The organism is Sphingomonas sp. SORGH_AS_0870, assembly GCF_031453175.1.
Lineage (GTDB): Bacteria > Pseudomonadota > Alphaproteobacteria > Sphingomonadales > Sphingomonadaceae > Sphingomonas.
On record NZ_JAVIYW010000002.1, the window covers coordinates 2,204,275 to 2,229,255 of the forward strand.

Consider the following 24,981-nt stretch of genomic DNA (forward strand, 5'->3'; position numbering starts at 1 on the left):
GGAATCAGATGGCATCGATATTTTCGCGTCGTCAGACGCTCGGCTTCATCACGACCCTGCCCATGCTGTCCGCCTGTGGCGGATCGGGCGACGGGGGAGGGGGCAGCGCCTCGGCCACCGGACTCGCCCCGGCCCCGGCGCCTACCCCCAGCCCGACCCAAAGCCCCGCCCCGGCGGCGGTCGGCGGCCGTCCGCGTTATCATATCGCCGCGCCCGATGGCGGCTGGATCAACGATCCGCAGCGTCCGGTGCGGATCGGCGACAGCTGGACGATGTGGGCGCTCTACAATCCCACATGGCCCGATGGCGGCACCGAATGGCGCCGCTGGACCTCGACCGATCTCGTCACCTGGACCGATCGCGGCGTGTCGATCCCGCGTCGGACGACGGCGTTCGGCGATGTGTGGAGCGGCAGCGCGGTGATCGACACGGACGACACCGCCGGTTTCGGGGCGGGTACGCTGATCGCGCTGGCGACGATGCCCGCCGACAATGCCGCCGGACAGAACCAGTCGACCGCGCTGTGGTATTCGCGCGACGGCGGGGCGAGCTTCGCCTTCCACGCGATCGTCCATCCCAATTTTCCGGGCAACAAGCCGTTCCGCGACCCGACCGTGTTCTGGCATGCACCCACGTCGCGTTGGGTCATGACCTTGTCGGAAGAAGGCAAGATCGGGTTCTACACCTCTGCGGACCTGAAACAGTGGAGCTATGCCAGCGGCTTTGTCTCCATCTTGGTCGGCGGGGTGATGGAATGCTCGCACCTCTTCCCGTTGCACCTCTACGACGCGAACGGGGTCACGGGCGTCGACAAATGGGTGTTGCTGGTCGGCGGCGACGGGACGGGCGGCGGCTTTACCGGCGGCAGCTATTATTGGGTGGGCAGCTTTGACGGGACCGGCTTCACCGCCGACAGCGCGATCGGCCATTGGCTCGACGGCGGGGCCGATTATTATGCCGCCATGGTGTGGCAGGACCCGCGAGCGGCCGATCCGCTTGCCGCGGCGTGGACGATGGGCTGGATGAACAATTGGGCCTATGCCAATCAACTGCCCGCCCCCGCCGGCTATCGCGGGCAGTTGAGCATCGTCCGCCAGATCCGCCTGCAGCGAAACTCCGACGGCACGCCCAGCCTGCGCATGACGCCGATCGCCGCCCAGAATAATGCGTTCCAGAGCGTGATGCTCGGGACGGACCAGACTATCGCCGAGGGACGCGACTATGTCTGGCCCGCCGATGCCGGAATGATCGCCGGGCGGATCGACCTGACGCTTACGCGCGTCGGTGCCGACTGGCCGGGCGGGGCATGGCTGTCGGTACGCGGCGGCCAGGGTTACTTCACTCAGATCGGCTTCGAACTGAACAAAAGCCATGTATTTGTGAAACGGGACACGAGTGGTCCTTATCCGCCCGACCATGTTGCATGGCGTGAGACTCGCAGCGTACGGTGCGACGCCACTGGCGGAAAGGTGACGGTCAGCATCTTCCTCGATGCCGGTTCGATCGAGGTGTTCATCAACGACGGTGACGGCGTCCTTTCCGAACTCATCAATGCGCCATGGGATGCAACCAGCTTGAACCTCAACGCAAGCGGTGGTTCGGTTCGAGTATCCGAGGTTCGGGTTCTCGGGGGGGCCTAGGGCGGATCGACATTCAGCATTGCTTCTTCTTCCCTCTCCCCTGGACAGGGGAGAGGGTTAGCGGAGCTTGCCAGCCTGCTGGCTAGCGCAGCTTGGGTGAGGGGTACAGCGAGCCCAGAGGCTCGCGCGCTCGCAAAGCGAGCGCCCACCCCTCACCCAGCTCCGACTAAGCCTTTGCTCTCGCAAAGACCAAGTCTGCGCAACCCTCTCCCCTCTGTGAGGGGCGAGGGAAGGAAAGGCATCGATGAATGTTGATCGGCCCTAGAATTCCGCGACCTTGCCCCAGGCGGAGTCGCGAAAGCGGTTCGGATGATAGGGTTTGGGGTCGACGATGGGTGCGGCGCCGCTGACGATATCGGCGATCAGATGGCCCGCCCCAGGCCCGATGCCGAAGCCATGCCCGCTAAAGCCCGCCGCCAGGATCAGGCCGGGCAGTTCGTCTACTTCGCCGATGCCGGGCACGCCGTCTGGCGTGCTGTCGACATAGCCCGCCCAGGCCCCAGTCACGACGCGTTCCGACAGGCGCGGCATCAGCGCAAGCGCGCGGGCATGGGTGCGCGCGACGGCCGCGCGGTCGGGCTTGGGATCGAGGATCCGCATCGCCTCCATCGGTGTCGGCCGGTCGAGCCGCCAGCGCACGAGCCGCTCATGGCCCGACCGCACCCCCTCCAGCCCGCCGGGCGACAGCTTGCGCCAGCGACGCAGGAACATCGGCAGGAACTGGGTCGAAAAGCGCAGGAATTGCGGGGTGGGATCGACCTTGCCGCTGCCACTGATCGACAGCGTATAGCCGCCATCGCCGCGCCGGGTCATGGAGATATACTCGCTGTGCATCGCGGCCGGGAAGATGTCGTCGCCCGGCCCGACCGCCATGACCGTCTGGCGGATCGTGGCCTGCGGAAAGCGGATGCCATATTGATTGCAGAAGGACGAAGCCCAGGCGCCCGCCGACAGCACCGCAATGCGGGTGCGGATCGTACCCCGTTCGGTGACCACGGCGGAAAGGCGCCCGCCTTCGGTCTCCAGCCCACGCACCGCGCAATTCTGATGCACCGTTCCACCCAGCGCCATCAGCGCGCGGGCGGCGGCGGGCGCGGCCCGCGACGGATCGGCGGTGCCGTCGGTCGGGGAGAAGACGCCACCCTTCCACGGCTTGTTGCTGAACCGCCCGCGCTCGCTGGCCTCGGCAGACGAGAGCATGTGGGTGGTCACTCCCGCCGTCCGGGCGAAATCGCGCCAGCGTGCCCAGCCCTCGATCTCGGCTTCATTGTCGCTGAGATAGAGCAGCCCACAACGGCTGAACCCGGTTGTCTCGCCGGTGTCGGCAGCGAATTGTTCCCACAGGTCGAGCGACTTGGTTGCCATAGGCAGTTCGCGCGCATCGCGGTTCTGCTGGCGGCACCAGCCCCAGTTGCGGCTGGACTGCTCGCCACCGATGCGGCCCTTTTCGACCAGCGCGACCTTCAATCCGCGCTTTGCCAGATAATAGGCGGTGAAGCAGCCGACGATACCGCCGCCGATCACGACTACATCGGCGATGTCGGGTAGGGCGGGGCTTGAATCTACAAGGGTCAAGGGTGCGGGCATTCCGGGGCTCCAACGGGTCCGGGGAAGGGGGACTGGCTCAGAAATATTTCAGCCAGCCAAGGTCCTTGCGGCGCTTCTTGAGGTTCGAGAACCAGCGCGTCGGGAAGTAGAGCGGCACGATCATCGCGATCCACATCAGCCAGATCCACGGGATAGACGGAAAGCCGAAGACCGTTTCGTGATTGATGCCCCAGATCGCGACCGCGCCCAGGTACATCATGCGCAGGACATACAGGTGGAGGAGATAGAAGAACATGGGCGCACCGCCGAACACCGCCAGCCAGCCGATCACCCGCGTGTCGTCCACCCGGTCGAACAGCGCCAGCAGAAGCGACCCGACGCCTAGCGTCGCCATCACGTAGAGCAGCGATGGCGGATATTTGGTGAGCGCCAGGAAGCTCATGACGGTGCGGATCGCCGAACCGGGCACCACGAACCAGGGGGCGTCGCCATAGATGTTGAGCGCCCGCAACGCGACGAATCCGACCAGCATCAGCGCGCCGGTCTGCGCCAGCCGCCGCTGCCTTGCCAAGGCGTCGGCACCGACGAACCACGGCCCGATCCCCCAGCCCAGGCAGATCACGCCGATCCACGGCAGCAGCGGATAGCTGAACCGAACCGGGAGGCCGCCGAAGCTTACCGTGCCGCGATCGTGCAGAAACGCCCAGACGGTGTGGAACATGCTCCCCTCGGGCACGGTGATCGGGCTCAGCAGATTATGTCCGGCGACGATGGCCAATCCGGTCGCGACGATGGCGGCGTGCGGCAGGCGGATCAGCAGCGAGAGCACGATCATGCTCAACCCGATCGCCCAGATGACCTGAAGATAGACGATCGTCGGCGGGAATTCGGCACGCCAAACGAAATTGACGACGGTCAGTTCGAGCAGGACGAGCAACGCACCGCGCTTGAACAGGAATGCGCTCGTCTCTGCACGGCTGTGCTTCCGGCCATAGAGATAGGCACCCAGTCCGGTCAGCGCGACGAAGATCGGCGCGCACAGGGTGCTGGTCATCCGGCTGAAGAAGGATGCAGGCGCGACGGTCAGCGCGTCGACCGGGTCGCCGATCGGCACCCATAGCAGGAACGCCTCGCGGACATGGTCGAGCAGCATCAGCACCATGACGAAGCCGCGCAGCGCGTCGATGCCGACCAACCGCGCGCCCGTCCGCGCTACGCTGTTGAAAGACTGGGGCCGGGATACGGTCCCATCGGGTGCAAGGCCCGCTGTCGTGATGCTTGCCATGGTGATGCTCTCCACAGGAGAAGGGAAAACTCAGTCGCGCGTCAGCAGCGCGACGGCGTCGATTTCGACCAAATGGCCGTGATGAAGTTCGGAAACGGGCACGGCGTCTGCACAGTGGCCAGCGTCTCGGTGACGGGTGACGGAACCGGTCTGGGTGCGTCGGCTAGGATCATCTCGGTTTTCATGGCGTGCTCAGGCCAGGATCGCCTTGGTTTCGAGATATTCCTCGAAGCCATGCACCCCATATTCGCGGCCGTTGCCCGACTGTTTGTAGCCGCCAAAGGGCGCATGCGCGGTCCAGGCTGGGTAGTTGATATGGACCTGTCCGGATCGGATGCGCCGAGCGATGGCCCTGGCGCGGACCGGGTCGGTCGACTGGACATGCGCTCCCAAGCCGTAGACCGTGTCGTTGGCGATCGCCACCGCCTCATCCTCACTTTCGTAAGGCATGATGCACAGCACCGGCCCGAAAATCTCCTCGCGGGCGATGCGCATGTCGCGGGTGACGCCCGAGAAGATCGTGGGCTGCACGTAGAAACCCCGGTCGAACCCGGCGGGGCGGCCGGGGCCGCCCGCGATCAACCGCGCGCCGTCCGCCTGGCCGGCCGCGATCATGTCCAGCACACGGGCGTATTGCGCGGCGTTGGCGATGGGGCCCATGGTCGTCGTCGTGTCATCGGGCGGGCCTACGCGCCATTCGGCGGCCGCTTTCGCCGCCAGAATCTCGACCTCGGCCAGCCGCGCGGCGGGGACCAACATCCTGGTCGGCGCGCTGCACGACTGGCCGACATTACGCATTCCGGCCATCACGCCACGCGGAACGGCCTGCGCGAAGTCGGCGTCGGGCAGCAGGATATTGGGTGACTTGCCACCCAATTCCTGCACGACGCGCTTCACGCTTACCGCGGCCGCCTGTGCGACCAGCACCCCCGCGCGGGTCGAGCCGGTGATCGAGATCATCGCGACGTCGGGATGCGCCGCCAATGCCGCGCCGACGGACTCGCCGGTTCCACCGATCAGATTGAAAACGCCCGCGGGCGTACCCGCATCATGCATCACGTCTGCAAACAACAGCGCGCTATAGGGTGACAATTCGCTGGGCTTCAGGACGACCGTACATCCCGCGGCGATCGCGGGCGCGACCTTGGCCGTGATCTGGTAGAGCGGCCAGTTCCACGGCGTGATGAGCGCGCAGACGCCGATCGCTTCCTTGCACAAAGTGAATCCCGCTTCCGGCCGCTCGAAGCGATAATCCGTCAGTACCTCCATCTGAGCGCGGACATGCGCGATGGCGAAGGGCACATGCGACGCGCGGGCAAATCCGATCGCGGCCCCCATTTCGGTCGCAATCGCCTGGGCAAAGGCCTCGGCGCGCTCCTCCAGCAGAGCGGCGATCCGGCCGAGCAGCGCGATGCGTTCCGCGACCGGACTGACCGCAAAATCAGGAAAGGCGCGGGCGGCGGCGGCGACCGCCCGGTCGACATCGGCGGCAGACCCTGCTGCGATGGTGCCGATCACGCTCTCGGTCGCCGGGTCGGTGACGGGAATTGCGGGTGCGGGCATCGCCGGCTCACACCACGCGCCATCGACATAGAATTGTCCCGCTCTGTCGTTCGTCATGTCCCACCCGTCCCGGCCCTACCGCGTTCCTCTGAGCGCAGGCGCTCCCGACGCGATAAGGTCTGACCGGAGTGTAGCGGCGACCGGTCGGCAGACGCTTCCGAAAATCGGGGGGCAAACGGCATTCCCGCAGTGTCCGTCCGCCACGAGCAGCGATTTACCCCGTGGGATGCGCGTCAGCAGGCTGTCCGCCATCGAAAATGCGCAGCATATTATGCTGTGACGTTATCAAGGTTGCTTGTCGTGCCGCATCGGCGCGGCTGCAACGAGCGATTCTGCCGCACGCCAGCCGCTATCACCGTGTTCGGCAATTCACATCAGCAAAGGGGGCCGACCATGCTTCGTCCAAAATATATCACCTTCGATTGTTATGGCACGCTGATCTATTTCGAGATGGCTCCGATCGCGCGGCGCCTCTACGCTGATCGGATCGCGGCAGCTGATATGGGCCGGTTCTGTGACGACTTTTCCGCCTATCGCCTCGACGAGGTGCTGGGTCCATGGAAGCCCTATCGCGACGTCGTGGAAGGATCGCTACGCCGCACCTGCGCGAAGTGGGGCATCGAATATCGCGATAGCGACACGGCCGACGTCTATGCCGCCGTCCCGACCTGGGGGCCGCACCCGGACGTGGTCGAGCCGCTGAAGCGCGTCGCGGCGGAATATCCGCTGGTCATCCTGTCCAACTCGATGGTCGATCTCATCCCGCAGAACGTCCGCAACCTCGAGGCGCCGTTCCACGCCGTCTACACCGCCGAGGAGGCCCAGGCCTACAAACCCCGGATGCAGGCGTTCGAGTATATGTTCGATCAGCTGGGTTGCGGGCCGGAGGATGTGCTGCACGTCTCGTCCAGCTTCCGGTACGATCTGATGACCGCCTATGACATGGGTATTACGAACAAGGCCTTCGTCAATCGCGGGCACGAACCGCTGAACAGCTATTATCAGGTGCACGAGATTCCGAGCATCGCGGGCCTGCCGGGGCTGGTGGGGCTGTGAGCGTGGCGACCGATGTCCGGTCGTTCATAGATCTGCGCGCCTTTGCCGCATCGGCCGAAGCGCCCGCCACGGGGAACTATCGCACCGCACGCACCGCGCTGCCGCTGGTCGAGGGGCCGTGCCAGCTCGACCTGCTCGCGCTCGATGGCGGGGCGGGGTCGGAGGCGGGCCTCCCCGGCGACGAGTTCGTCATCGTGCTGGCGGGTTCGATACGGTTAGGGCAGGTGGTGCTGGAGGCGGATGGCTGTGCGGTCATCCCCAGCGGCGTGGCCTTTGACTGGGAAGCGACGCCCGGCACGCGCGCGCTTGCGATGCGCTACGCGACCGACACGCCCGCCGCCGACCGGATCGTGCCGATCGACGAAAGCGCCGAGCTGACGCCTTCCAATCCGCCGCTCGCCGACCTGCTGGTCGGACCGACGCCGTCGTGCCGCAATCATACCGATTATCGGTCGAGCGATGGCGTATTCATCTGCGGCACCTGGGACTCGACGCCCTATCACCGCACTGCGATGCGCTATCGCCATCACGAGCTGATGCACCTGCTCGAGGGGAGCGTGACGTTCGAGGACGAGACGGGGGCCAGCCGCACCTTCGCCAAGGGCGACATCTTCCTGCTGGAACATGCTGCGCAATGTCTGTGGGACAGCCGTGAGCATGTGAAAAAGGTCTATGCAATCTGGCGCCCGATGGTCGCCTGATCGCTTTTCGGGGCGATGCCGGAGACGGTATCGCCCCGCTTGCCCGCTCAGGGCGTCGCGAGAAGGTCGAGCGACTGGTGGCAGAATATCTGCCGATCCCCCTCCAGCAGGCGCGGCGGCATCGTATCGACGCAGGAGGTATTCGCGCGAATGCAGCGCGGGTGGAAGCTGCATCCGGTTGCCGACATCCGCGCGCCCGCCGCCCCGGCTTGTCGGGCCGGTGTCTCCTCCAGCCAGCCCGGCCGCAATTCGGGGACCGACGCGGTCAGCAACCGCGTATAGGGATGGTGGGCCCCGTGACCCAGGCCATCGCGCGTCACCTGCTCCGCGACACGACCGGCATAGAGGACCAGCACGTCATCGGCGATCGCCCGCACGATCTCGAGATCGTGGGTGATGAACATATAGGCGAGCCCGAGTTCGCGGCGCAGCTCGACAAGCAGGTCGAGCACGGCCTCCGCGATGACCGGATCGAGCGCCGAGGTGACTTCGTCGCACAGCAGCAGGTCGGGGCGTGCCGCCAGCGCGCGGGCGAGATTGGCCCGCTGCTTCTGCCCACCGGACAGTTCGCCGGGCAACCGGTCGGCGAGCGATGCGGGCAGGCGGACAAGGTCGAGTAGTCGCGCCACCTCCGCCTTGGCCGATCGTCGGTCCAGCCCGTGATAGAAGGCCAGCGGCCGGGCAATGGCAGCACCGATACTGACCGACGGGTTGAGCGCGGTGTCGGCGCTCTGGAAAACCATCTGCACCCGGCGAAGCTCGTCGCGCGACCGGTGCCGGACCAGCGGTGTGAGAGGATGGCCGTTCAGCAGGATGCGGCCCGCCGAGGGCGCGTGCAACCCTGCCGCCACCCGTGCGAGCGTGCTCTTGCCACAGCCGGATTCGCCGATGACGCCCAGCACCTGGCCACGCCGGATCGAGACATCGATCCCGTCGAGGATTTTGGTCCGAGGCGCGCCATCCGGCCCCGTCCCCCCATAACCCGCCACGATCCCCCACATATCGAGCAGCGGCGCCTCGTCGGTCGGTGGCGGGACGATGCGGGCACGGGGCGCGGCGGCCGCGACCAGGGCCTGCGCATAGCTGTGGCGCGGGGCGAACAGGATCTGCCGGGTCGTTCCCAGTTCCTGCACCTCGCCGCCGCGCAGTACCGCGATGCGGTCGGCGATCTGGGCGACGACCGAAAGGTCGTGGGTGACATAGACGGCGGTGGTTCCCAGATCCCGCACCGCGTCCTTGAACGCCTTCAGCACCTCGATCTGGGTCGTGACGTCGAGCGCGGTGGTCGGTTCGTCGAAGATGACGAGGGCAGGGTCGGTGATCAGCGCCATCGCCGCCATCAGCCGCTGGAGCTGCCCGCCCGATACCTGATGCGGATAGCGTGCGCCGACGCCATCGGGGTCGGGGAGCGCGAGGCGGCGAAACAGAGCCTTGGCCTTTTCCTCGGCGGCGGCGCGGTCGAGCGTACCGTGGATCAGCGCGGGCTCGATCACCTGCGCCATGATGGTCAGCGACGGATTGAATGCGGCGGCGGCGCTCTGCGCCACATAGGCGACGGTGCGGCCACGCACCTGACGCAGTTGTTCGGGCGTCGCGCCATCGAGCCGGTGGCCGGCCACCTCGATCACGCCGCCCGCGATCCGGCAGCCGGGACGCGCATAGCCGAGCAGCGACAGGGCGATGGTCGTCTTGCCCGACCCCGACTCTCCGATCAGGGCCAGCACCTCGCCCTTTGTGATCGACAGGCTGACATCGGGTACGATGACGATCTCATGTCCGTCTTCGCCGACGGCGGTGATGCGCAAATGGTCGATGCGGGCAAGCGGCACGTCGGTCATCGCCGCCGCCGTCCGGGAAGGGAGTCGATCACCAGGTTCATTCCTATCGTAAGGGAAGCGATCGCCATCGCCGGGAACAGCACGGCGGGCGCGCCGAAGCCCAGCCCGGCGATATTCTCGCGAACCAGCGCGCCCAGGTCCGCCTGGGGCGGCTGGACACCCAGGCCCAAAAAGGACAGGCCACTGAGCAGCAGGACGATGAACACGAAGCGCAGACCAAAATCGGCGGCGAGGGGACCGGTCACGTTGGGCAGCACCTCCCGCACGACGATATAGGGCAGACGTTCGCCGCGGGCGCGGGCGGCGGCGACGAAATCCAGCGCCATGACGCCCACCGCCAGCGCGCGGGCGGTGCGGAAGGCACCGGGGGTATAGATGATCGCCAGCGTGCCGATCAGCACGGGTATCGAAGCGCCGGTCGCCGCGATCACCACCAGCGCCAGCATCAGGCTGGGGATGGCGATAATGATGTCGAAGGCTCGCGACAGGGCCATGTCGATCCACCCGCCGGCCGCGGCGGCCAGGCCAAGCAGGATGCCCGACATCGCTGCGATGCTGGTCGCGACAAAGGCGATGAGGACGGTATAGCGCGCGCCGTATAGCACCCGGCTGAGCATATCGCGACCCAGATAGTCGGTGCCCAGCGGGAAGCGGCGGCTGACCCCGTCGAACACGTCGAGATGCACGACCTCGCCCACGCCATGGGGTGCGATGCCGGGGCCGAGAAGCGCGACGAGAATCCATGCCGATACGAGGGCCAGGCCGATCCGGCCGCTGGTCGTGAACCTCCTCATCGGTGACGCAGCCGGGGATTGGCCAGGATCGTGACCACATCGGCGGTCGTCACCAGGATCAGATAGGCGGTGCAGAAGATGATCGCGACCGCCTGGACCAGCGGCAGGTCGCGGGTGGCGACCGCATCGACCATCAGTCGCGCGATGCCGGGATAGTTGAAGATGATCTCGACCACGATGACGCCCCCCAGCAAGGTCGACAGGCTGAGCGCGATCGCATTGGCGATCGGCCCGATGGCATTGGGTAAGGCATGACGCAGTACCACGCGGGCCGGTGAGCAGCCCTTGAGCCGCGCGGCCTCGCAATAGGACGTGTCGAGCGCGTCGATCACCGCCGCGCGGGTCATGCGGACCATCTGCGCCATGACGAAACAGGCAAGGCTGAATACCGGCAGCGCGAAGACCCGGACCAGGTCCCAGATCGAATGAACGTCGCGGGTGGAGGTCAGGGCGGGGAGCCAGCGCAGCGTCACCGCGAAAAGCATGACCGCCAGCGTCGCGATCAGGAATTCCGGTACGGACACGATGCCGATCGTCGCGATGCTGATAGCCCGGTCGAATGCGGTACCCCGCCTGACCGCAGCCATGATGCCCAGCGCCAGGGCCAGCGGCACAGATACCAGTGCGGTCAGCCCGGCCAGCGTCAGCGAATTGACCAATCGCGCCCCGATCATCTCGCGCATCGGCAGGCCGGTGATCAGGGAATGGCCCAGGTCGCCGGTCAATACGCCGCCCGCCCATTCCAGATATCGTCGCCAGGCGGGCTGGTCGAGATGCATGGCCTGGCGCAGGCCTGCCAGCGCCTCGGGCGTAGCGCTCTGGCCCAGTATCGCCTCGGCCACATCGCCCTCCATCAGCTGCGCGATGGCGAACACCGCCAGCGACACGAATATCAGCGTCGCCAGCGCCGCAGCCACCCGGCGGCCGATCAGCACCATGAGGGGATAGTGGATCATGCGCCTTCCATCCATGCGTCGGCGGCAAAGTCGAAACCCATCAATCCCCCCTGCGGCATGGGTCGCAGGCCCTTCACCCTCGGATTGTGCGCATCGAGCGAGCTGAGGAACAGCGGAATGCCGATGCCCGCCTGGTCATGGACCAGATGCTGCATCTCGCCATAGAGCGACTTGCGGCGGGCCTCGTCCGTCTCGCCGCGTGCGGCCCGAAGCAGGCTGTCGAAACGCGGACTCTTCCACCCGCTCTCGTTCCACGGCGCGTCGGAGGCAAAGAACTGGGTGAAGATGATATCCGCCGTCGGGCGGGCGTTGACGTTGCCGAAGCCCAGCGGGACCTTCATCCAGCTGTTGGTCCAGTAACCATCGGATGGCACGCGCCGGATATCGAACCGAACCCCTGCGCGGCGCCCGGCATTCTGGATCAGCACGGCCATGTCGTCCGACTTGTCCGCCGCCGTCGAGGTGACGATGGGCAGGCGCGCGCCGATCATCCCGGCTCGCGCGAAATGATGGCGGGCCCGGTCCGGGTCGAAGGCGCGCTGCGGCACGCTGGGGTCGAAATAGGGATTGGTCGGCGCGATCGGCTGGTCGTTGCCGATCGTCGCATAGCCGCGGAAAATGGCATTGCGCATCGTCTCGCGGTCCAGCAGCAGCTTCAGGCCTGCCACAAAATCCGGATGGCTGGTCGGCCCCCGGTCCAGCCGGGCGATCAGGTTGGTATAGCCGCCGGACCTGGTCACCAGCAGGTCGAAGCCCGCATGCTCCAGATGATGGGCGATACGCGGATTGATCGCGTGGATCAGGTCGACATCGCCTGACAGCAGCGCGTTGATCCGCGCGCTGTCGTCCGAAATGGAGAAGAGTTCGATCTCGCCCAGCCGCACCTTGCGCCGCCAATAGTCGGGCCAGCGCACCGCGAGCGAGCGCACGCCGGGTGCGAACTCGACCATGCGCATCGGTCCGGTGCCGACCGGATGGCGGAAGTCGCGGGTACCGTCGCGGACTATCTGGAACTGCGATATGCCCAGGATCGTCGGCAGGTCGGAATTGGCGCTTTCCAGGACAAGGCGGACATGATCCGGCCCATCGGCGCGGACCGATGCGAATTGCTGGGCGAAGATTCGCGCTTTCGACCCCACCGCCGGGTCGAGATGGCGGTTCAGCGAATAGACGACATCCGCGGCGGTAAGTGGCGATCCGTCGTGGAAGCGCACGCCACGCCGCAACCGGATCGACCAGTCGCGCGAATCCTGGCTCTCTATCGCTTCGGCCAGCGCGAATTGGGGACGGGACCGTGCGTCCAGCCGGGTCAGCCCGTCATAGACCATCGCGCAGCGGCAGAAGTCGGACACCACCGTCTGGCGCGCCGGGTCCATCGTGTCGGCAGTCGAACTGACCGCGACCGCCACCCGCAACCGCCCGCCCGTTGGTTCGGGACGTGCGGGCGTAAAGCCACATGCGCCCAGGCCCAGCGACAGGCCGCTGCCGCCGATCAGGCGGATTGCGTCGCGCCGCCCGATCAATGCCGCCAGTCCTGATACCGGTAATAGGCCCCGACCAGCGGAAGGAACCAGGGCGGTCCGAAATGCCCCGGGACGGCTGGCCAGTCGATGCCGTGGAAGGGATTGGCCTCGGCGGGGCTGGCCCCGGTCATGATCCGCGCCATCACCTCGCCCATCAGCACCGAAATCTGCGTGCCATGGCCGCTATAGCCCATCGCATAATGCACCCCGTCCCGAACTCCGGCGCGCGGCAGGCGGTCGGCGGTCAGGTCGACGATCCCGCCCCAATTATGGGCGATGCGGACCCCCGCCAATCCCGGAAAGATCTCGCGCATCCGCGCCGCGAGGATCGCTCCGCTGCGCAGGTCGTTGCGCGGGGTCGAGAGCGCGAAGCGGGCGCGGCCGCCGAAGATCAGCCGGTTGTCGGCGGTCAGGCGGAAATAATTGCCGATGTTGCGTGTCGTCGTCCCATTGCGCCGCCCCGGCATGATCGTGTCGGCCAGATCCCCGAGCGGATCGGTTGCGACGATGAAGCTGCCGATCGGCACGATCCGCCGCCGCAGCCAGCGGAACGGCCCGGTCATCGATGCGCCTGTCGCCAGCAGGACGTCATCCGCAATGATCGTACCGCGCGGCGTGACCAGCTTGTGCCGTCCGCCCGGCACCCGCGACAGCCCGGTCAACGGCGTATTCTCATATAGCCTGGCACCGTGGCGGGTCGCGGCGCGCGCCAGTCCCGCGGCGAAGCGGCCCATATGGAGGGAGGCGCTGCGCGGGAAGACCAGCCCGCCATGGAAGGCATCGGAGCGGATTTCCCCGGCGAGCTGGTTGCGGTCGAGCAGGCGGATGTCCGGCTCTACCGTCTGCGCCAGCAGCTCGGCGGAGCGGGCGAGCTTGACGGCATGGTCGGGCTTGTCGGCCAGTTTCAGCTTGCCGTTGCGGGTGAAGTCGCAGGCAATGGCTTCCTCCTTCACGATCGCCTCCACCCGGTCGACCCCGGCGTCGAAGGCGCGATAGAGGTCGGTGGCGCGCTGACGCCCGAAGCGCGCGCTGAGCGCGGCGAAGTCGCCCGCAATGCCGTTGTTGCACTGGCCGCCATTGCGGCCCGATGCTTCGCACGCGATACGCCCTGCCTCGATCAGGATCACCTGCGTCCCTGCCATTGCCAGCTGGCGGGCGGCGGAAAGGCCGGTGAACCCGCCTCCGACGACCACGGCCGTTGCCCGGGCTGGGAGCGGTGGCACCCCATCCTGCGCAAAGCGTTCGCCGCTATCCAACCAATAGGATTCCAGCATCATCGTGCGGTTTCGCGTCCCCCCGGCGCCGGGCCGCCCGACGCGGCTCCGACGCGGCATAGTCTGCTACGCTGCGCCCGCATGGTATCACTTTAGTTGCGTCGTCGGCCGGTCTTATGTGCCGATCCGACCCATCGGGACCGCACAGCATACCGCACCCTTCTCAACGGGAAACCGCCGCCAGAGGCGCCGGGGCCAGCGATATGGGGGTGTGATACCCGATGCGGCAGGATATTCCGTGCAGGCATCCAAATCACACGTGAAATGCTTCGGAAGGCGGTGAGCGACGCACCTCCTGCATCATGGCTGCGATAAAAGAATGGGAGAGGATTTCGATGGAACGCAAAACCATGCCAACAAGCGCCGAATTGCCCCCTGCCGAGGTCGAGCATCGCACGATGCGGCTTCGCGCCATGACCCCGCAGGATGTCGCCGCGCTGCACCTGCTGGCCAAGGCCGAACAATGGCCGCACCGGGCGGAGGACCTTGCCGACATGCTGGCCGTGGGCTCCGGCACGGTGGCGGAGCTGAACGGCGAGATCATCGGCACGACGATGTGGTGGCGGGCCGGTCCGGCCACCGCGACGCTGGGCATGGTGATCGTCTCGCGCCGTCATCGCGGGGCTGGCCTCGGCCGGATCGTGATGGACGCGGTGCTCGACCAGATCGGGGCCGCGCTGGGCCCCGACGCTGCGATCATGCTGAACGCGACCGAGGATGGGCTGCCGCTCTATCGCAAGCTCGGCTTTCGCGGCGTCGGTGAAATCCTCCAGCATCAGGGGGCGGCGTTTCAGGCCCCGCTGGTTCCACTGGAGCCGGGGGAGCGTATCCGGCCGATGGGGGAGCGCGACGGCGCGGTCGTCGACTCGCTGGTCCACGCGGCGACCGGCCTCGATCGTCCGTCGGTCATGACGCTCTTGCGCGAGAAGGCGCACGGCGTCGTGCTGACGCATGGCGATACGGTGACCGGGGCGGCGCTCTTCCGCCGGTTCGGACGCGGCTATGTCGTCGGGCCGGTGATCGCGCCCGACGCCACCCGCGCCAAGGCACTGATCGCCCAATGGATCGGATCGCGCAGCGGCGAATTCATCCGGCTGGACATTCCGGGCGATAGCGGGCTTGGGGCGTGGCTGGAGGAACTGGGACTGGTCCGCGTCGGCCGGGTGGTGACGATGGTACGGGGCGGGGAGCCGCGAGGCACCGCACCCGGCACCGCCTTTGCGATCGTGAGCCAGGCGCTATGCTGAACGCTCAGGACCTGCGCGCGACCGGCTTGCTGATCGAGACGATGCTGATCGATGGAGCCTGGACGGGCGCGAACGACGGCGCGACGCTCGAGGTGACCGATCCGGCGACCGGCGAGACGATCGGGACGATCCCGGCGGCGGGGGCGGCCGAGACCGAGGCGGCGATCGCCGCCGCCGCCGCCGCGTTGCCCGGATGGCGGCGCCGCACGGCGGACGATCGCGCGACCCTGCTCGAGGCATGGCACCGGCTGATCCTCGACCATGTCGATGCACTGGCTGCGATCATGACCGCCGAGCAGGGCAAGCCGCTGGCCGAGGCGAAAGGGGAAATCGGCTATGCCGCCAGTTTCGTCAAATGGTTTGCGGGCGAGGGGCGGCGGATCGCGGGGCACATGATCCCCGCGCCGACCACCGACCGCCGCATCCTGGCGACCCGCGAGCCCGTGGGCGTGTGCGCAGCGATCACTCCGTGGAATTTCCCCGCCGCGATGATCACCCGCAAGGTCGCGCCCGCGCTCGCGGCGGGGTGCACCGTCGTCATCAAGCCGTCCGAGCTCACGCCCTTCACCGCGCTGGCGCTGGTCAGGCTGGCGGAACGGGCGGGGATTCCGGCGGGTGTCGTCAACATCGTCACCGGCATGCCCCAGGCGATCGGCGCGGCGCTGACCGCCTCGCCGGTGGTGCGCAAACTGTCCTTTACGGGATCGACGCGGGTCGGGGCGTTGCTGATGCGGCAGTCCGCGGACACGCTGAAGCGGTTGAGCCTGGAACTGGGCGGCAACGCGCCCTTCATTGTGTTCGATGATGCCGATGTCGATGCGGCGGTGGCCGGGGCGATGGCCTCCAAGTTCCGCAATGCCGGACAGACCTGCGTCTGCGCCAACCGCTTGTTCGTGCAGGACGGCATTCACGATCGGTTCGTGGAAAAGCTGGGTGAAACGGTGCGCGCCCTGTGCGTCGGGGATGGGCGGCGGGCGGGGGTGACCATTGGTCCGCTGATCAACGCCGCCGCCACGACCAAGGTGGCCGAGCATGTCGCCGACGCGCTGGCCAAGGGCGCGCATATCGTCGCTGCCCCCGACGGCGTGAGCGGGGATGCGCGGTTTGCGCGGCCGGTGGTGCTGACCGAAGCGACGCCCGACATGCGGCTGGCCTCCGAAGAGACGTTCGGGCCGGTCGCCCCGATCTTCCGCTTCCGTGACGAGGAAGAGGCGGTCGCGCTCGCCAATGCGACGCCGTTCGGCTTGGCCAGCTATTTCTATACCGACGACCTGCACCGAGCCTGGCGCGTGGGAGAGGCGCTGGAATTCGGCATGGTCGGGCTGAACACGGGAGCGCTGGCGATGGAGATGGCGCCGTTCGGCGGGATCAAGGCTTCCGGGCTCGGCCGGGAAGGAGGGCGCGAGGGGATCGAGGAATATCTGGAAACCAAGGCGTTTCATTGGGGGGGATTGAAGGGCCTGTGAGACATTACCGGATTGCGGTGATCCCCGGCGACGGGATCGGCAAGGAAGTCGTCCCCGAGGGCGTGCGCGCACTGGAGGCGGCGGCGGCAGCGTACGGCTTCACCGTCGAGCAGCAATGGCATGATTTCGCCTGTTGCGACTATTATGTCCGCCACGGTCGGATGATGCCTGAGGATTGGAAGGCGCGGATCGGCGGTGTCGATGCGATCTTCTTCGGCGCGGTAGGCTGGCCCGACACCGTGCCCGATCATATCTCGCTGTGGGATTCGCTGATCCAGTTCCGGCGCGAGTATGACCAATATGTCAATCTGCGCCCGGCGCGGCTGATGCCGGGCGTGCCCTGTCCCTTGGCGGGGCGGAAGCCCGGCGACATCGACATGATGATCGTGCGTGAGAATACCGAAGGCGAATATTCCGCGATCGGCGGCACCGCTTTTCCCGGCACCGACCGAGAGGTGGTGCTTCAGGAAACGGTCATGACCCGTACCGGCACCGACCGCATATTGCGATATGCGTTCGAACTGGCGCAGAAGCGGCCTGCCAGGCATTTGACCTCCGCCACCAAATCCAACGGCATCGCGATCACCATGCCCTGGTGGGACAGTCGCGTCGCGGAGATGGCGCAGAAATACCCGGAGGTGCGGACCGACAAATATCATATCGACATTCTCGCGGCGCAGTTCGTGATGAATCCCGACCGCTTCGACGTGGTCGTCGCCTCCAATCTGTTCGGTGACATCCTGTCCGATCTGGGCCCGGCCTGCACCGGCACGATCGGCATCGCGCCATGTGGCAACATCAATCCGGATCGCGCGGTTCCGTCGCTGTTCGAGCCGGTCCATGGCTCGGCGCCCGATATCGCCGGGCAGGGGATCGCCAATCCGGTCGGCCAGATATGGTGCGCGGCGATGATGCTCGATCACCTCGGCGAGACGGCTGCGGCGGCGTCCATCGTCACCGCGATCGAGACGGTGCTGGCCAGCCAGGGCGGCCGAACGCGCGACCTGAGGGGATCCGCCGACACCGTGCAATGCGGCAAGGCGATCGCGGCGGCGATCGGTTGAGGACGGCGGCGGCATAATCTGCCGCCGGGTCGGAAAACTCGGCAGCTTTCCATGCCGGGAAAGGGGCGAGCGGCCCCTTCCACCGTACCGGGCGCCTAAGCTGGCATCATTCAAGACAATAAGGCCAGTCATGTTCTCCAATTCGCTGATCGAGGCGGATCGCCGCCACCTCATCCATCCCGTCACGTCATGGCGCGGGCATGAGGCGCGGGGCGCGACCGTGCTGACCGAGGGGCAGGGCATGTACCTGACCGACAGCGACGGGCATCGCCTGCTCGATGCCTTTGCCGGGCTATGGTGCGTCAATATCGGCTATGGTCACGACAGCGTGGTCGAGGCGGCCGCCGAACAGATGCGGCGCCTGCCCTATGCGACCGGCTATTTCTCCTATGCCAGCGAACCGGCGATCCGGCTGGCCGAGCGGCTGGCGGGCCTGGCGCCCAAGGGACTGGACCGCGTTTATTTCACGCAAGGGGGATCGGACTCTGTCGACTCCGCGCTGCGCTTCATCGTTCACTATTGGAACGCCAGGGGGCGCCCGACCAAGAAGCATATCATCGCGCTCGACAAGGGCTATCACGGTTCGTCGTCCAATGGCGCGGGCATCACCGGCCTGCCAGCCTTCCACCGCCTGTTCGACCTGCCGCACAGCTGGCAGCATCACATTCCGGCGCCCTATCCCTATCGCCATGCGGCCGGCGACGATCCGGCGGCGGTGATCGCCGCCAGCGTCGCTGCGCTGAACGACAAGGTTGCCGAGCTTGGGGCCGAGAATGTCGCGGCTTTCTTCGCCGAGCCGGTGCAGGGTTCGGCGGGCGTGATCGTACCGCCCAAGGGGTGGCTGGCCGCAATTCGTGCGGCCTGCACCGAACTCGGCATCCTGATGGTCGTCGACGAGGTCATTACCGGTTTCGGCCGGACGGGGCCGATGTTCGCCTGCGAGCATGAGGGCGTGTCGCCCGACCTGATGACGCTGGCGAAGGGGCTGACCGCCGGTTACGTGCCGATGGGCGCGGTGTTGATGTCGGCGGAGGTCTATGACGGAATCGCAGACGGTCCCGACAATCACCTGCCGATCGGGCATGGCGCCACCTATTCGGGACATCCGGTCGCGGCGGCGGTGGCGATGGCGGTGCTCGACCTTTACGAAGGCGGGATCATCGCCAACGGTCTCGCCCGCGCGCCGCAGCTGGCCGCCGGGCTGGCGGCGGTCGCCGATCATCCGCTGGTCGGCGACGTGCGACAGGCGGGGATGCTGGCGGGGATCGAGCTTGTCGCCGACAAGGCCGCCAAGATGCGCTTCGACCCGGCGCTGGGCCTGCCCGACCGGTTGGCTAGGGCAGGCTATGCCCGCGGCATCATCTTCCGCGCCTTTGCCGACGGGACGATCGGGCTTGCCCCCGCGATCAGTTGCGACGAGGCGGATATGGCGACCTTGCTTGCGCGGTTGACGCGCACGTTGGATGATGTCGCCGAGCAACAGGAGGTGCGGGCCGCGCTGCGATGATCGCGGTTCGTACGGGGAATGAAGGGGTATATCCGCCACCATGACGTCAGCGCCCAAACTTGATCGACTGGACTTTCGTATTCTGGCGCAGCTGCAGCGCAACGGGCGGATCACCAATGTCGACCTGGCCGATGCGGTGGGCTTGTCACCCAGCCCCTGCCTGTCACGGGTCAAGCGGCTGGAGAAGGCGGGCTATATCACCGGCTATGGCGCGCATGTCGCGCTCGCCAAGCTGGGCGAGACGCTGACCGTCTTTACCGAGGTGACGTTGAAGGATCATCGCACCGGCGACTTTTCCCGTTTCGAACAACGCGCACGCAACGTGCCCGAGATCGTGGAATGTCATCTGGTTAGCGGTGGATATGATTATCTGATCAAGTTCATCACCCGCAACGTCTCGCAATATCAGGAACTGATCGAGTCCATTCTCGAGAGCGATTTCGGGATCGAGAAATATTTCAGCTACATCGTCCTCAAGTCGCCGATCGTGAAGCGTTACGACCCTATCGAAACCTTGTTCGAGGATCGCGGCTGACGTTGTCGGAAGGTCTGCTTATGCCCATCGATGCCCAGGAACTCGGCCATCTCGTTGCGCTTCGGCGTGATCTTCATGCGCATCCGGAACTGGGCTTTCACGAGCATCGCACCGCGGGGATCGTCGCCGATGCGCTCCGGTCCGCAGGGCTGGAGGTGACAACCGGGATCGGCGGCACGGGGGTCGTCGGCACGCTGCGTCACGGCCCCGGCAACGGTGCGATCGGTTTCCGCGCGGACATGGATGCGCTGCCCTTCGTGGAAGCGACGGGGCTGCCCTATGCCAGCACGACGCCGGGCGTCTTTCACGGCTGCGGCCATGACGGGCACAGCGCGACGCTGATCGGGGCGGCGCGGTTTCTGGCGCGGACCCGCGATTTCTCCGGCACGATCCATTTCATCTTCCAGCCCGCCGAGGAAGGGCTGGGTGGTGCGGATGCGATGGTGCGGGACGGGCTATTCGACCGGTTCCCCTGCGACCGGGTGTTCGCGCTCCACAACTGGCCCGACCTGCCGCTGGGCAGCGCCCGGACGCGGCACGGACCGATCATGGCGGCGGCGGACCGCTTCGACATCACAATTTCGGGGCGCGGCGGCCATGCCGCCATGCCGCACCAGACGCCGGATGCCATACTGGCCGCCGCCACCCTGATCGGCGAGTTGAACACGATCGTCGCGCGCCGCGTCGCCCCTACTGAAAGCGCGGTGCTGTCGGTCACGAAGGTCACCGGCGGGGATTCGCACAATGTCATCCCGGCGGAGGTGAGGCTGACCGGCACCGTGCGCACCTTCTCGGCGGCGGTGCAGGACCGCATCGAGGAGTCGCTGCGGGCGATCTGCGAAGGTGTGGCGCGGGTGAGCGAGACGCAGGTGTCGGTCGATTATATCCGCTACTACCCCGCGACGATCAATGACGCCGCCAGCGCCGACATCGCGCTGGCGGCGGCTCGCGCGGTGTGCCCGGACGCGCAGCTTGCTGCCGATCCCGCCTTCACCTCGGAGGATTTCGCCTTCATGCTGCGGGCGCGGCCCGGTGCCTATCTGTGGCTCGGGCAGCGCGACGATGGCCATGCCGCGCCGTTGCATCACCCCGGCTATGACTTCAACGAGGCGGTCATTCCCTCTGGCATCGCGTGGTTCGCCCAACTGGCCCGGATGCTACTGCCCGCCTGAAGGCAGCGCTCCGGCAGACCCGCCTCCTCCGGCGGCAAGATCGTGTCGGTGAGGTGCGCGTAAATCCGCATTTCGTTCCGATCCGGTCACGGCTTCGCAATAAAATGCTTGTCGCTGCTGCCCATGATGCCGGCATCGCAGAGAGGGCGACACAATGGCCCGCCGGTCCACGAAGACCGCGACGAAGGCCAGGGCGCCGTCACGAAGAGGACGATGCGACTGCCACTATCATTTCGGGGGAAAATATATGCGCTATCGACATCTGCTATCGTTCAGCGTCGCCGCTCTGGCGATCACGACATCCACGGTGGTCTCGGCGCAGACGGTGCCGGTGGCGTTTCGTCCGGCGGCGGGGGCGGCCGATGGCGATCCCAAGACCGCGGCGATCGCCGAGGAACCCCAGCAGGCCGACATCGTCGTGCAGGGCCAGCGCCAGCAATATGTCGCCGCCGTCCCCACGATCGAGGTGCCCCAGAGCATCCAGGTCCTGTCGGCCGAGACGTTGCGCGATGCGGGTGTGACCCGGCTGGACAACGCACTGGACTTTGCGACCGGCATTGCCCGCCAGAATAATTTCGGCGGCCTGTTCGACGTGTTCGCCTGCCGTGGCTTTTCGGGGGACGAAGGCTCGGCCAGCAACTATCTGGTCAACGGGTTCAACGCCGCGCGCGGCTATGGCGGATCGCGCGACACCTCGAATGTCGAGCAGATCCAGGTGCTGAAGGGCCCCAATTCCTCGCTGTTCGGGCGCGGCGAGCCGGGCTGTACGGTCAATATCATCACCAAGAAGCCGGGCTTCGACCTGCACGGCGGCGCGATCCTGTCGGCGGGCAGCTTCAACACCTTTCGCAGCGAGGGCGACTTCAACGTGCCGCTGTCGTCACGCATCGCGATGCGCGTGACGGGCGCGGCGGAATCGGCTGACAGCTTCCGTGATTTCAATTCCAGCCGGAAGATCACGGTCACGCCCTCCTTCCTTGTCAAACTGGGCGAGGACAGCTCGGCCAGCTATGAGTTCGAGTTCATCGACCAGAAAGTGACCTTCGATCGTGGTATCGTCGCTCGGCGCCAACCGGCAATCTGTCTCTCATTCCGCGCAACCGCTTTTTCGGCGAGCCGGGCGATGGACCCGTCCATGTCCGCGCCATGGGCCACCAGGCCCAGTTGCAGCATGATTTCGACAAGAACTGGTCGATCATCCTGGGCGTCGGCTATCGCGACACCTTCTTCCGGGGCGTGTCGACCGAAGCGGAGCTGGCTGCAGGGCGCCAGCGGCTCTACACCGACGGCATCACTCTTTCGCGCCAGCGACGCGACCGGGATTACAAGACTACCGACCTGACCTTCCGCGGGGAATTGAGCGGCACGTTCGATACCGGGCCGCTGACCCATCATATGATCGTCGGGGCCGACTGGGACGATTATGAGCTGGACATTGTCCAGAACCGCTATCGCCCGCCCGCCGTCGCATCGCAGACGGCCGGAAATCTGGCGGCGGGCAATCGCATCAACATCTTCGACCCCGCCTATGGCAAGCTGCCCAGCACCGGCGCGTTCCAGAGCTATCTGGAGCGTCAATATAGCTGGGGTGCCTATCTGCAGGATCAGATCGACGTCACGGATGGACTGAAGTTGCGCGCGGGCGGCCGCTACGACCAGTTCGAGCAGATCATTGACGACCGTGTCTCGCGCCGCCGCGCGCAGCAGTTCCGCACCGCGTTCAGCCCCTCGGTGGGTGCGACGTATCTGTTCGGACCGCAATTCTCGCTCTACGCCAATTACGGACGTGGCTTCCGCCCGAACAACGGCACGGACGCGAACGGCAACGCCTTTGTGCCCGAGCGTACCACCTCCTATGAGGCGGGGGCCAAGGTTTCGCTGCTCCACCAGCGGCTGACTGGCACGGTCGCATTGTTCAAGACCAACAAGAACAACGTCCTGACCGCCGATCCCATCAACGCCAATTTCTCGCTGGCGGTCGGTAAGGCACGAAGCAAGGGCGTCGAAGCCGAGCTGTCGGGCCAGCTGCCCGCCGGGTTCCGGGTCCAGCTGAACTATGCCTATATCGACGCCGAAGTGGCGCAGGATGCGCTCGACCCCAATTTCGGCTTCGGCCTGCGCGAAGGCGACCCGCTGATCAACATCGCGAAGAACAGCGGCAGCGCGCTGGTCTTCAAGGATTTCGATATTGGCGAAAAGCGCCTGACCGTGGGTGCGGGTGTCAATTATGTCGGCAAGCGCCTGGGCGAGACCGGCTACCGCTTTGCCAACGGCAGTTTCTACTATCTGCCCGCCTATACGCTGACCCGCATGACCGCGGCGTTCGAGGCAACCGACCGGCTGCGTATCTCGGGCGAGGTCACCAACCTGTTCAACGTCCACTATTTCCCCAGTTCCTATTCGCGGCTGTGGACGCTGCCGGGTGCACCGCGCCAGTTCATGGTCCGGATCGGTTATTCCTATTGATCGGTGGGCGGCCGTCTTCCCCCCGGCATGGTCCGAAAAAACCATGTCGGGTGAGGGGCGGCCGCTCCGCCCGCGTATTGAAGGGCAACGGTCCTTCACCCCCAATCGGAGTTTGATCCCATGCGTCGCATCCTGCTCGGCCTGGCCCTGGCCGCGTCCCTGTCCGCGCCCGTCCTGGCGCACCCCAAGCTGCTCGGCGCCAGTCCCGCCGCCGACACCACGGTCGCGACGGCACCGCGGACTCTGGTCCTCAACTTCTCCGAAAAGCTGATCGCCCCGATGTCGGGGGCCGAGCTGACCATGATCATGCCTGGCATGGCCGGGCATGCCATCCCCGTGAAGACCTCGGTCGGGGCGGACGGGCGTTCGCTGGTCCTGGTTCCTGCGTCCCCCTTGCCGCGTGGCCAGTATCAAGTGGACTGGCATGTCGTGTCGGCCGACACGCATCGCATCACCGGCAGCTACAAGATCCAGGTCGGCTGACCCATGGCGGAGGCCGCGCTGATCCTTGCGCGGGGATTGTCGCTGACCATCCTCCCCGGACTGTTCGGGCTCGCCCTGTTCGCAAAAGGAGGGCGGTGGCCGCTGGTAGCGGTCACCGCCCTTGCCATTCTTGCGTCGGCCATCGGCTTCGTGCTGCTGGCCGTTGCGATGACCGGCGGCGACTATGCGGCCCTGAATGGCGACCTGCTGACCATGCTCCTCCGGGACACCGCGCCGGGGCTGGCCTTTGTGATGCGCCTGATGCTGCTGGGGGCCCTGCTTCTGACATTGCTGGCGCGGTCGGTCGTGCCACGGTCCGTCGTTGCACCGTTCGCGGCGGGCGCTACGGCGACCCTGGCCTGGAACGGGCATGGTGCCATGGACTCCGGCGCGGTCGGCTGGATCCATTTGGGTGCCGATATCGTCCATATGCTGGCGGTCGGAGCGTGGATCGGTGCGCTGATCGTCTTTCTTGGTCTTGTCGTCCGCCGCGAGTCCGATCACGAGGCGGCGGCACGAGCGCTGGCGGGCTTTGCGGGCGTGGGCAGCGTGATCGTTGCCGCAATCCTGGCCACGGGACTGGTCAATGCCGCGATGCTGATCGGGGTCGATGGGATCACACGGTTGCCCGAGAGCCTTTACGGTCGGCTGATGATCGCCAAGCTGGGGCTGTTCGGCGCCATGCTGATGCTCGCCACCGCGAACCGATACTGGCTGACCCCCGGCCTGATCGCATCCGGACGGAAGGGGCTGCGGGCGTTACGGATCAGCCTTTCGCTGGAACTGGCCGCCGCCGTGGCGATCGTTGGGCTGGTGGCCTGGGCGGGGATTTGTGAGCCGCCGATCTCCGCCATGTGATCGGC

20 protein-coding genes and 1 pseudogene are annotated in these 24,981 nt (G+C 66.4%); 13 read left to right on the plus strand and 8 right to left on the minus strand.

The genetic code is table 11. The annotated features are described in order from the left end of the window. Nucleotides 1–8: 8 nt before the first annotated feature. Entirely contained in the window at nucleotides 9–1,640 is a 1,632-nt protein-coding gene (locus QE363_RS10530; RefSeq protein WP_309695011.1) for a glycoside hydrolase family 32 protein, read from the plus strand. Nucleotides 1,641–1,901: 261 nt separating this feature from the next. Here the strand turns inward: QE363_RS10530 and QE363_RS10535 are convergent, their stop codons facing one another. From QE363_RS10535 to QE363_RS10545, 3 genes are all read right to left on the minus strand, one after another. Next, nucleotides 1,902–3,227 carry an FAD-binding oxidoreductase gene (locus QE363_RS10535; protein WP_309695012.1) on the minus strand — a complete coding sequence of 442 codons (1,326 nt, stop codon included), beginning with the start codon at nucleotides 3,225–3,227 and terminating at the stop codon, nucleotides 1,902–1,904. A 37-nt stretch (nucleotides 3,228–3,264) separates the two neighbouring features. Then, on the minus strand, nucleotides 3,265–4,473 hold the full coding sequence (locus QE363_RS10540) for a heparan-alpha-glucosaminide N-acetyltransferase domain-containing protein (RefSeq protein WP_309695013.1): 1,209 nt from the start codon (nucleotides 4,471–4,473) through the stop codon (nucleotides 3,265–3,267). Nucleotides 4,474–4,665: 192 nt separating this feature from the next. Beyond that, nucleotides 4,666–6,093, minus strand: a complete 1,428-nt coding sequence (locus tag QE363_RS10545) for an aldehyde dehydrogenase family protein (RefSeq protein ID WP_309695015.1) — start codon at nucleotides 6,091–6,093, stop codon at nucleotides 4,666–4,668. Between the two features lie 336 nt (nucleotides 6,094–6,429). On the opposite strand from QE363_RS10545, the gene QE363_RS10550 reads away from it, so the two are divergent. Both QE363_RS10550 and QE363_RS10555 read left to right on the plus strand, forming a co-directional pair. Next, the gene (locus tag QE363_RS10550; RefSeq protein ID WP_309695017.1) at nucleotides 6,430–7,092 is read left to right on the plus strand and encodes a haloacid dehalogenase type II; all 663 of its coding nucleotides are present in this window, start codon (nucleotides 6,430–6,432) and stop codon (nucleotides 7,090–7,092) included. A gap of 2 nt (nucleotides 7,093–7,094) precedes the next feature. Continuing rightward, entirely contained in the window at nucleotides 7,095–7,793 is a 699-nt protein-coding gene (locus QE363_RS10555; RefSeq protein WP_309695019.1) for a cupin domain-containing protein, read from the plus strand. Between the two features lie 47 nt (nucleotides 7,794–7,840). On the opposite strand, the gene QE363_RS10560 is transcribed toward QE363_RS10555, so the two are convergent. The 5 genes from QE363_RS10560 to QE363_RS10580 are packed head-to-tail and all read right to left on the minus strand — an operon-like array spanning nucleotide 7,841 to nucleotide 14,238. Further along, nucleotides 7,841–9,631: an ABC transporter ATP-binding protein gene (locus tag QE363_RS10560; RefSeq protein ID WP_309695021.1), complete on the minus strand. Its 1,791-nt coding sequence runs from the start codon at nucleotides 9,629–9,631 to the stop codon at nucleotides 7,841–7,843. Continuing rightward, nucleotides 9,628–10,425, minus strand: a complete 798-nt coding sequence (locus QE363_RS10565) for an ABC transporter permease (protein WP_309695023.1) — start codon at nucleotides 10,423–10,425, stop codon at nucleotides 9,628–9,630. The genes QE363_RS10560 and QE363_RS10565 overlap by 4 nt, the downstream gene beginning before the upstream one ends. Further along, on the minus strand, nucleotides 10,422–11,381 hold the full coding sequence (locus QE363_RS10570) for an ABC transporter permease (protein ID WP_309695025.1): 960 nt from the start codon (nucleotides 11,379–11,381) through the stop codon (nucleotides 10,422–10,424). Before QE363_RS10570 ends, QE363_RS10565 begins: the two co-directional genes overlap by 4 nt. Continuing rightward, nucleotides 11,378–12,904, minus strand: a complete 1,527-nt coding sequence (locus QE363_RS10575) for an ABC transporter substrate-binding protein (protein WP_309695027.1) — start codon at nucleotides 12,902–12,904, stop codon at nucleotides 11,378–11,380. The genes QE363_RS10570 and QE363_RS10575 overlap by 4 nt, the downstream gene beginning before the upstream one ends. After that, nucleotides 12,901–14,238, minus strand: coding sequence for an NAD(P)/FAD-dependent oxidoreductase (locus QE363_RS10580; RefSeq protein ID WP_405053176.1), 1,338 nt, complete (start codon nucleotides 14,236–14,238; stop codon nucleotides 12,901–12,903). Before QE363_RS10580 ends, QE363_RS10575 begins: the two co-directional genes overlap by 4 nt. 275 nt (nucleotides 14,239–14,513) lie before the next feature. Between QE363_RS10580 and QE363_RS10585 the strand changes: the two genes are divergently transcribed. The 10 genes and pseudogenes from QE363_RS10585 (at nucleotide 14,514) to copD (ending at nucleotide 24,976) form a co-directional block, all read left to right on the plus strand. Then, the gene (locus QE363_RS10585) at nucleotides 14,514–15,425 is read left to right on the plus strand and encodes a GNAT family N-acetyltransferase (protein ID WP_309695032.1); all 912 of its coding nucleotides are present in this window, start codon (nucleotides 14,514–14,516) and stop codon (nucleotides 15,423–15,425) included. After that, complete coding sequence (locus QE363_RS10590) at nucleotides 15,419–16,891, plus strand: NAD-dependent succinate-semialdehyde dehydrogenase (RefSeq protein WP_309695034.1); 1,473 nt, start codon at nucleotides 15,419–15,421, stop codon at nucleotides 16,889–16,891. The genes QE363_RS10585 and QE363_RS10590 overlap by 7 nt, the downstream gene beginning before the upstream one ends. After that, nucleotides 16,888–17,955 (plus strand): tartrate dehydrogenase, encoded by a 1,068-nt coding sequence (locus QE363_RS10595; protein WP_309695036.1) that lies wholly within the window; start codon nucleotides 16,888–16,890, stop codon nucleotides 17,953–17,955. Before QE363_RS10590 ends, QE363_RS10595 begins: the two co-directional genes overlap by 4 nt. A 130-nt stretch (nucleotides 17,956–18,085) precedes the next feature. After that, complete coding sequence (locus QE363_RS10600; protein ID WP_309695038.1) at nucleotides 18,086–19,462, plus strand: aminotransferase class III-fold pyridoxal phosphate-dependent enzyme; 1,377 nt, start codon at nucleotides 18,086–18,088, stop codon at nucleotides 19,460–19,462. A gap of 40 nt (nucleotides 19,463–19,502) precedes the next feature. Further along, nucleotides 19,503–19,997, plus strand: coding sequence for an Lrp/AsnC family transcriptional regulator (locus QE363_RS10605; protein ID WP_267433172.1), 495 nt, complete (start codon nucleotides 19,503–19,505; stop codon nucleotides 19,995–19,997). 20 nt (nucleotides 19,998–20,017) lie between these two features. Beyond that, complete coding sequence (locus QE363_RS10610; RefSeq protein WP_309695040.1) at nucleotides 20,018–21,169, plus strand: amidohydrolase; 1,152 nt, start codon at nucleotides 20,018–20,020, stop codon at nucleotides 21,167–21,169. 247 nt (nucleotides 21,170–21,416) lie between these two features. After that, nucleotides 21,417–21,872, plus strand: a pseudogene (locus QE363_RS10615) (TonB-dependent receptor plug domain-containing protein); the annotation flags it as partial. Nucleotides 21,873–22,258: 386 nt separating this feature from the next. Further along, nucleotides 22,259–23,635 carry a TonB-dependent receptor gene (locus QE363_RS10620; protein WP_309698176.1) on the plus strand — a complete coding sequence of 459 codons (1,377 nt, stop codon included), beginning with the start codon at nucleotides 22,259–22,261 and terminating at the stop codon, nucleotides 23,633–23,635. Between the two features lie 120 nt (nucleotides 23,636–23,755). Next, nucleotides 23,756–24,118: a copper homeostasis periplasmic binding protein CopC gene (gene copC, locus QE363_RS10625; RefSeq protein WP_309695042.1), complete on the plus strand. Its 363-nt coding sequence runs from the start codon at nucleotides 23,756–23,758 to the stop codon at nucleotides 24,116–24,118. A gap of 3 nt (nucleotides 24,119–24,121) precedes the next feature. Next, nucleotides 24,122–24,976, plus strand: a complete 855-nt coding sequence (gene copD, locus QE363_RS10630) for a copper homeostasis membrane protein CopD (protein ID WP_309695043.1) — start codon at nucleotides 24,122–24,124, stop codon at nucleotides 24,974–24,976. Nucleotides 24,977–24,981 lie beyond the last annotated feature (5 nt).

Excerpts from the sequence above, each read along its gene's own strand:
- QE363_RS10530 (WP_309695011.1), top strand. The coding sequence starts at position 9 with ATGGCATCGATATTTTCGCGTCGTCAGACGCTCGGCTTCATCACGACC.
- QE363_RS10535 (WP_309695012.1), bottom strand. The coding sequence starts at position 3,227 with ATGCCCGCACCCTTGACCCTTGTAGATTCAAGCCCCGCCCTACCCGAC.
- QE363_RS10540 (WP_309695013.1), bottom strand. The coding sequence starts at position 4,473 with ATGGCAAGCATCACGACAGCGGGCCTTGCACCCGATGGGACCGTATCC.
- QE363_RS10545 (WP_309695015.1), bottom strand. The coding sequence starts at position 6,093 with ATGACGAACGACAGAGCGGGACAATTCTATGTCGATGGCGCGTGGTGT.
- QE363_RS10550 (WP_309695017.1), top strand. The coding sequence starts at position 6,430 with ATGCTTCGTCCAAAATATATCACCTTCGATTGTTATGGCACGCTGATC.
- QE363_RS10560 (WP_309695021.1), bottom strand. The coding sequence starts at position 9,631 with ATGACCGACGTGCCGCTTGCCCGCATCGACCATTTGCGCATCACCGCC.
- QE363_RS10565 (WP_309695023.1), bottom strand. The coding sequence starts at position 10,425 with ATGAGGAGGTTCACGACCAGCGGCCGGATCGGCCTGGCCCTCGTATCG.
- QE363_RS10570 (WP_309695025.1), bottom strand. The coding sequence starts at position 11,381 with ATGATCCACTATCCCCTCATGGTGCTGATCGGCCGCCGGGTGGCTGCG.
- QE363_RS10580 (WP_405053176.1), bottom strand. The coding sequence starts at position 14,238 with ATGCCGCGTCGGAGCCGCGTCGGGCGGCCCGGCGCCGGGGGGACGCGA.
- QE363_RS10585 (WP_309695032.1), top strand. The coding sequence starts at position 14,514 with ATGGAACGCAAAACCATGCCAACAAGCGCCGAATTGCCCCCTGCCGAG.
- QE363_RS10590 (WP_309695034.1), top strand. The coding sequence starts at position 15,419 with ATGCTGAACGCTCAGGACCTGCGCGCGACCGGCTTGCTGATCGAGACG.
- QE363_RS10600 (WP_309695038.1), top strand. The coding sequence starts at position 18,086 with ATGTTCTCCAATTCGCTGATCGAGGCGGATCGCCGCCACCTCATCCAT.
- QE363_RS10605 (WP_267433172.1), top strand. The coding sequence starts at position 19,503 with ATGACGTCAGCGCCCAAACTTGATCGACTGGACTTTCGTATTCTGGCG.
- QE363_RS10610 (WP_309695040.1), top strand. The coding sequence starts at position 20,018 with ATGCCCATCGATGCCCAGGAACTCGGCCATCTCGTTGCGCTTCGGCGT.
- copC (WP_309695042.1), top strand. The coding sequence starts at position 23,756 with ATGCGTCGCATCCTGCTCGGCCTGGCCCTGGCCGCGTCCCTGTCCGCG.
- copD (WP_309695043.1), top strand. The coding sequence starts at position 24,122 with ATGGCGGAGGCCGCGCTGATCCTTGCGCGGGGATTGTCGCTGACCATC.